General features: G+C 74.9%; 5 protein-coding genes. 4 read left to right on the plus strand and 1 reads right to left on the minus strand.

What is annotated here, in order from left to right; translation table 11 throughout:
* Window positions 1-1,721: CHAT domain-containing protein (locus E1291_RS37060; protein WP_131742720.1), on the plus strand; the 1,721-nt coding region annotated here is incomplete at its 5' end.
* Between the two features lie 11 nt (window positions 1,722-1,732).
* On the opposite strand, the gene E1291_RS37065 is transcribed toward E1291_RS37060, so the two are convergent.
* Window positions 1,733-2,410, minus strand: a complete 678-nt coding sequence (locus E1291_RS37065) for a hypothetical protein (protein ID WP_131742721.1) — start codon at window positions 2,408-2,410, stop codon at window positions 1,733-1,735.
* 230 nt (window positions 2,411-2,640) lie between these two features.
* On the opposite strand from E1291_RS37065, the gene cynS reads away from it, so the two are divergent.
* The 3 genes from cynS to E1291_RS37080 all read left to right on the plus strand — a co-directional run.
* Window positions 2,641-3,111 carry a cyanase gene (gene cynS, locus E1291_RS37070; RefSeq protein ID WP_131742722.1) on the plus strand — a complete coding sequence of 157 codons (471 nt, stop codon included), beginning with the start codon at window positions 2,641-2,643 and terminating at the stop codon, window positions 3,109-3,111.
* A 355-nt stretch (window positions 3,112-3,466) separates the two neighbouring features.
* A complete protein-coding gene (locus tag E1291_RS37075) occupies window positions 3,467-3,940 on the plus strand; it encodes a hypothetical protein (RefSeq protein WP_131742723.1) in 474 nt (157 codons plus the stop codon).
* 110 nt (window positions 3,941-4,050) lie between these two features.
* A partial coding sequence (locus E1291_RS37080) for an ATP-binding protein (protein WP_131742724.1) occupies window positions 4,051-7,238 on the plus strand: 3,188 nt, incomplete at its 3' end.

Genomic DNA, 7,238 nt, shown 5'->3' on the forward strand with positions numbered 1-7,238 from the left:
AGGCGGCGGAGTCGCAGTACCCGGCCGCGCTCACCGTGCTCGGACGGCGTCACCATCTGGAGTCCGGTCCTTCCACGGCGCGCCTGGCCTCGTACTGCCTGGCCAGGGCGGGACGGCCGATGGACGCGGTCATGATGCTTGAGCGCGGCCGGGCGCGGGCCCTGGGCGACGCCCTGGAGCGCGACCACCGCCACCTCGACGACCTGGAGCGTGACCACCCCCGGTTGCACCGTTTCTACCGGGACGCGGCGGACCGCCTGCGCCGCGCTCAGGACGCCGAGCATCCGTCCGGTGACGCGGGCGAGGTCCTGACGGGCCTGGCGGCGCGGATGAGGACGGCGCGGGAGGCGCTGGACAGCGCGGTCCGCCGGATCCGCCGCGTTCCGGGGCACGAGGACTTCCTGGAACCACCCGGACCGTCCGTTCTGGACGCGGCGGTGCGCTCGGACGCGCCGATCGCCTATCTCAACACCACTCCGTGGGGATCCCTCACGCTCCTGGTCGGCCGCCGGGGCGCGGACTCCGTCGAGGTGACCCCGCTGTGGGCGCCCTTCACCACGGACGACCTGAACGGCCTGCTGCATCGTTCGGCGTCCGAGGACACGGTCTTCCCGATGATGGCGGGCTACCTGCGGCTGCTCTACAACGTCGTGGAGACCCGCTTCGCCGATGGCGCCTCCGCTCTGACCCTCGGCCGCGCGTTCGACGATCCGGGCGCCCACCATCGCACCGGCCGCGAGGAACTGGGCCGCCTGGAGGTCCTGGGCCGTGAGATCGTCCGGCCGCTCGCCGGCGCGCTCCGCGAGGCGGGGGCGTCCCGGGCGGTCCTGGTCCCGTGCGGGCCGCTCGCCCTGATGCCGTTGCACACGATCGCCTACGACGAGGCCGGACGCTGCCTGATCGACGACCTGGCCGTGACGTTCGCCCCGTCCGCGCGGGTCCTGCGGCATGCCCGCGAACGTGCCGCCGTCGCCGCGCCGGGGCGTCCCGTCCTGGCGGGGGCCGGGAATCCGCTGCCGCATCCGCGCCCGCTGTGGTTCGCGATGCGCGAGCTGGACGGGATCTCCGCGCTCTTCGGCGAGGCGACCTGCCTGTACGGCGAGGACGCGACCAAGGACCGCCTGCTGGACGCGGCGCGTACGGCCACGCATGTGCACCTGGCCTGCCATGGCGTCGTGCCGTTCCTCGACCGGGGCCGGACCCCCTATCTGGAGCTCGCGGACGGTGAACGGCTCACTCTGGAGGAGATCGCCCGCCGCCGCCCGTTCTCCGCGGCCCGGTTGGTGGTGCTTTCCGCCTGCCAGAGCGCGCTGGTCGGCTCCGTCGGCTCCGTCCCGCTGGCCGACGAGGTCATGGGGCTGCCCACGGCCGTGATGCTCTCCGGGACGCCCGGAGTGATCGGCAGCCTGTGGGCGGTCAACGACCTCCCGACCTCCCTGCTGATGGAGCGCCTCTACGGCTTGCTGCTGGTACACGAGGGCACGCCCCTGGAACCGTGGGAGGCGCTGGGCCGTGCCCAGCGGTGGCTTTCCGGGCTGACCGCCGTGGAACTGCGGTCGCTCCTCGGCGCGGACCCGGCGCTGCGTCGGCTGGCGGAGGAGAACCGGTCGCGTTCGCCGGGCGCACGGTCCGTCCTGGCCACGCTGGACGCCGGTGATCCGGGCCACCGTCCCTTCGCCGACCCCTTCTACTGGGCACCGTTCGTCTACATCGGCGAATGAGGCTCGGCCGATCAGGAGACGCGGATGACCACCCGAGCCCGCCCCGGGTCACCGGGCGGGACGACCGCCGTCAGCGTCTCGCCGTCCACGCCCAGCCGGACCAGCCACGCGCCATCGTCGCGAAGCTCGGTCTCCAGCAGCTCGGCGCCGCCGGTGTCGTAGCCGTGGACGGCGGCGGCCGCGTCCACGACCTCGATGGCCTCCTCCCTGGTCAGAGGCGTGTCGGGGGCCCCTCGGCGGGACTGCCAGCGCGCCCGGACGACGTCGAGCACGCGCCGCACCTGGATGTCGGCCCGGTTGCCGATCACCCCGCCGAGGGCGGCGGAGCCCACGTAGGAGGCGAGGTTCACCACGAGCTCCGTGACGTCGGGCAGCGCACCGCGATCCTGGGAAGCGGACGTCTCCTCGACGGGAAAGGGGCGGGCTGGAACGTCCGGTCGGATGGGCTCCGCGGTGTTCCAGTACAGCCAGAGTTCACTCAGCAGCATCGCGAGCCGATGGACGGCGGTCTCGTCGAGCCGTCCGGTCAGCTCCTCCACCGCCGCGTCGAACTCCGCGTCCCGGCCCGGATCCGCCAGCCGGGGCAGCGTCGAGCGGAGCAGCTCGTCCAAGGACGCGAACTGCCCGATCGACTCCCGCGCCTCTCGCGCCATGCGCGCGATCTCTTCCCTGGCATCCGCCTTGCTCACACCGGCCCCTTTCACGGTCCTTCTTCAAGGATCCCGCCGGGACGACACGATCGATGGGAGAACGTCCATCTCCGTCACCGCCCGACGACGCGCCGCCGCCGCGCCGCCCCTGAGCCACAGCCGCGCCACAGTCGCCGGAAGCGTTGTCAGGGCGTGCCGGGGCGGTCACTCTGAACCCGCCCGCTTCGCGTCCCGTGCGCGAGGGGGCACAGAGGGAAAGGGTCCCGCCCATGGTGCACGCCCAGTTCGACCCCGCCGCCCGCCAGGCACTGGCCGTCAGGGCCGTGGAGGCCAAGACCCGCGCGAACCTCTCCTGGGAGCGGATCGCCGAGGTCTCCGGCCTGTCCGTCGTGTTCACCACCGCCGCCGTGCTCGGCCAGCATCCGCTGCCGGAGAGCTCCGCGAACGCGGTCGCCGCGCTGCTGGGCCTGGACGAGGACGACGCGCTGCTCCTGCAGACCGTCCCGGTGCGCGGCTCGATTCCCGGCGGCGTTCCCACGGACCCGACCATCTACCGCTTCTACGAGATCCTCCAGGTTTACGGGACGACCCTGAAGGCCCTCGTCCACGAGCAGTTCGGCGACGGCATCATCTCCGCGATCAACTTCAGGCTCGACGTGCGGAAGGTCCCCGACCCCGAGGGCGGTGAGCGCGCCGTCATCACCCTGGACGGCAAGTACCTGCCGACCAAGCCCTTCTGACCCGCGCTCGCAGACGGGGCGGGCCGCGACCGGCCCGCCCCGGAGGCGCTGCCCCGGCCCAGTTGATCGGGACCGTGGACCGACGCGATCGTCCGACGGCGCACGGACAATGGGGGAACCTTCCTTGATCATAGGAGAATCAATGCCGCTGATCTCCCCCGCGTCCACGCCGGGCGCACAGCGCACCAGTCGCGCTCGCGCCCGTCGTCCCCGCACGGTCCGCGTCGCGGTCACCGCCCTGGGGCCGGCGTTAATCGCGTGGGTCGCCACCGGGTGCGGCGGCGGGCATTCCGCCTCTCCCGCCAGTTCACCGCCGTCCAGTACGAGCGCGGCGGAGGCCCCCTCACCGAGTTCCGTGCCCTCAACGCCGCGCCCCAGCTTCGGCCTGGTCGTGAAGGACGACTGCCTGGCCGACCGGCCGTCGTGGTTCAAGGTCGGCTGCGATGACGGGCGGGCGGTCGCGAAGGTGGTCGGGCTGGGAATCGTGACCAACCCGCTGAACACCGGGTCGGCGCAGGCCGACTGCCCCGCCGACACCGACAGCGTGCTCAAGTCGCCGGAAGGTGGCAGCGCCTACTACTGCCTGCGGAACCTGCGTCCGCCGCACCAGGCCCGGCCCGGGCTGGGAGGCGGGATCATCGTCGTCGGAGACTGCCTGGTCAAACGTTCCGCCAACTACGTCGAGGTGCCTTGCAAGGGCGGACTGAAACCCGAGTACAAGGTCACCGAGATCGCCGAGGGGATGAAACGCGTCTGCGACGACGACGAGGGCGTGCGGCTGTCGGCCGACAGGCTGGGCCTGAAGTCCTACTGCGCCAGGCGCCTTTGACGGCCCAGGGGCCACGGACACGCGGCCGGTGATGAGACCGGGCCCGGCACCTCGCGGTTCCGGGCCCGCGCCGCCCGGCGCACGCCCGGAACTCTGACAGACTCCGGGCCATGGGGGATGCGGCCGGGTCGCGCGGCGCCGGCGGAGGCATGCGGGTCGGCGTCCTCGGCTCCCTGCTGCTGGACACCGGCACCGGCCCCGCCCCGGTCGGGGGCGCGCGGCTGCGGGCGCTGCTGGCCAGGCTGGCGCTGGACGCCGGGCGCGCCGTCCCGCCCGCGGCCCTGGTCGAGGCACTGTGGGACGGGGCGGAACCGGAGGGCCCGCTCCACGCGCTGCAGTCGCTGGCGTCCCGGTCGCGGCGCGTCCTGGGCCGCCCCGGGCTGCTGACGTCGAGCCCGGCCGGGTACCGGCTGGCCGTCGAACCGGACGCGGTCGACGCCGTCCGTTTCGAGCGGCTGGTTCGCGCGGGCCGGCACGCACGGTCGCGGCCCGCCGAGGCCGCCGCCGCCTTCCGCGAGGCCCTGGACCTGTGGCGCGGTCCCGCCTTGGCGGACGTGCGGGAGGCGCCGTTCGCCGCCGCCGAGGCCGAGCGGCTTGAGCGGGCCAGGCTGTCCGCCCTGGAAGACCGGGTCGAGGCCGACCTTGCCCTGTGCTCCGCTTCCCCGCGCGCCGGATCGTTCCACGTGGGCTCCCCGGCCGCCGGGTCCGAGCTGGTCGCCGAGCTCGAAGCGCTGACCGCCGCGCACCCGCTCCGCGAACGGCTGCACGCCCAGCTCATCAAGGCCCTGGCCCTGGACGGGCGCGGCACCGAGGCGCTGGCCGCCTACGAGCGGATCCGCGGCGTGCTCGCGGACGCCTTCGGCGGCGATCCCGGCCCCCTGCTGCGGGAGGCCCACCTGGCGGTGCTGCGCGGCGACCTGTCCCGGCCCCCGGCTCAGGCCCCGTCCCGGCCTCGGCCGCAGAGGTCGCAGCGGTCTCAGGGCGGACTGGACGTTCCGCTCACCAGCTTCGTGGGCCGCGACGAGGACGTCCGCCGCGTCCTCGACCTGCTCGGCCGGGTCCGGCTGGTCACCCTGGTCGGTCCCGGAGGGGCGGGCAAGACCCGGCTGGCCAACGCCATCGGCCGGCGGCTCGCGCCGTCCGGTGGGGTCTGGTTCCTCCCGCTGGCCCCGGTCGGCGCCGACGACGTGCCCCGCGTGCTGCTCGACCTGCTGCGGGCGCGCGACGAGAGCGCGCGCCCGCGTCCCGGCACCTCGCCGGAGGAGGTCATGGACGACCTGGTCGAGCGGCTCGCCGACGGCGACCCGGTGCTGGTCATGGACAACTGCGAGCACGTGATCGAGGCCGCCGCGGCGCTCGCCGGGACCCTGCTCGCCCGGTGCCCGGGACTGCGGGTGCTGGCCACCAGCCGGGAGGTCCTGCGGGTGGACGGCGAGACGTTGCATCCCGTCCCGCCCCTGGCGCTGCCGGAGCCGGGGGCGACGGCCGAGCAGGCCCGCGACGGCGCGGCGGTCCGGCTGTTCCGCGACCGGGCCGTGGCGGCGCGGCCGGGCTTCACGCTGGAGGGCGGCGCGCTGACGGCGGCGATCGAGATCTGCCGCCGCCTGGACGGCCTGCCGCTGGCGATCGAGCTCGCCGCGGCGCGGCTGCGCGCCCTGCCCGCCGAGGCGGTCGCGGCGCGGCTGGACGACCGGTTCCGGCTGCTCACCGGGGGAAGCCGCACCGCGCTGCCGCGGCACCGCACGCTGCACGCCGCCGTGGCCTGGAGCTGGGATCTCCTCGACGACGGCGAGCGGACGCTGCTGGAACGGCTGTCGGTCGTGCCCGGCTCCTTCACCGAGGACGCGGCGGAGGCGATCGGCGGGGACGGCGACGCCCGGGAGACGCTGGCGGCACTGGTGGACAAGTCCCTGCTGCACCCGGTGGAGCCCGCCGACCCCGTCGAGCCGCGTTACCGTCTGCTGGAGACCATCCGGGAGTACGGCCTCGAACGACTGGCCCGGCGCGAGGAGGTCGACGTCGTCCGCGAGAGGCACGCCCTGTTCCTGCTCGGGACGGCCGAGACCGCCGACCGGTACCTGCGCACGTCCGGCCAGCTGCGCTGGCTGGTCCGCCTGTCCGCCGAACGGGACAACCTGTCGGCGGTGATCCGCTGGGCGGCCGAGTCCGGCGACGCCGGCCTCGCGGTCCGGTTCGGCGCGGCACTGTGCTGGTTCTGGTTCCTGCGGGATCACCCACCGGAGTCGCTGGACCTGCTCGGCCGGATACTCCGGGCCCCCGGCCCGGCCGAGCCGCGGGCGCGCGCGCTGGTGGTCACCGCGCACGCCCTCGCCACCACCGAGTCCATCAGCCGCCCGGACGAGTCGGAGGCGACCTTCGACCGGATCGCGAAGGCGCTCCAGGACGCCTCCCCCGGCGCCCATCCCCTTCTGGAGATGGCCCGGCTGACGCTCGCCATAGGCGGCGGAGGCGATGCGGCCACGGCGGACCCGGCCCGCCCCCCGGACGAGCGGGCGGATCCCTGGGACCGGTCGCTGGCCCTGCTCGTCCAGGGCGTGCTGGCCTTGAACACCGGGCATCCCGCCGAAGCGGCGCGCGTGCTGGAGCACGCGTTGGCCGGCTTTGAGGAACTCGGCGAGCGGTGGGGGCTGGGGATCACACTGAGCACCCTGAACTCGGCGCTGCGCCGGGCCGGCGACCCGGACGGCGCGCGGGGCCTGACCGAGCGGGCGAGCCGGTGCTTCCGGGAGCTCGGCATGCCCGAGCACACGGTGGAGAGCGAGGTCGCGGCCGCCCTCGACCTGGCCAGGACGGGCGATGTCGAGGGCGGACGGCGGCAGCTGGCCGACCTGCTCGACCTGGCCGAGCGGACCGGGTCGGCCGAGTCGCGAACCCAGGTTCGGCTGGGCCTGGCGCGGCTGGAGTGGCGGGCCGGCCGGGCGGGGCAGGCCCGCGACCACGCTTGGGCGGGTCTGGCCGAAGCGCCGTCCGGTGGGCCGTCCGGTGGGCCGTCCGACCGGGCGACGCCGCATCTGACCGCGATGCTGCTGATCATGCTCGCCCACCTGGACGCGGCGGAGGGGCACCCCGGCAGGGCCGCCCGCCGGCTCGACGACCCGGCGGTGCACCTGACCCTGACCTGGAACACGCCCGTCGCACCGGCCGTGGCGGTCGCGGCCGCCGCGATCGAGCTGGGCCGCGACCGGCCGGACCGGGCGGCGCGGCTGCTCGGGGCCGCTACCGTGCTGCGCGGCTGGGACGACCCCGGCGACGCCGACGTGCTGACGGCCGCCCGGCG

Origin of the sequence: Actinomadura roseirufa, from assembly GCF_900659635.1 — a bacterium.
Classification (GTDB): domain Bacteria; phylum Actinomycetota; class Actinomycetes; order Streptosporangiales; family Streptosporangiaceae; genus Spirillospora; species Spirillospora roseirufa.

Coding starts and splice junctions, on each gene's coding strand:
- cynS (WP_131742722.1), top strand. CDS start 2,641: ATGGTGCACGCCCAGTTCGACCCCGCCGCCCGCCAGGCACTGGCCGTC.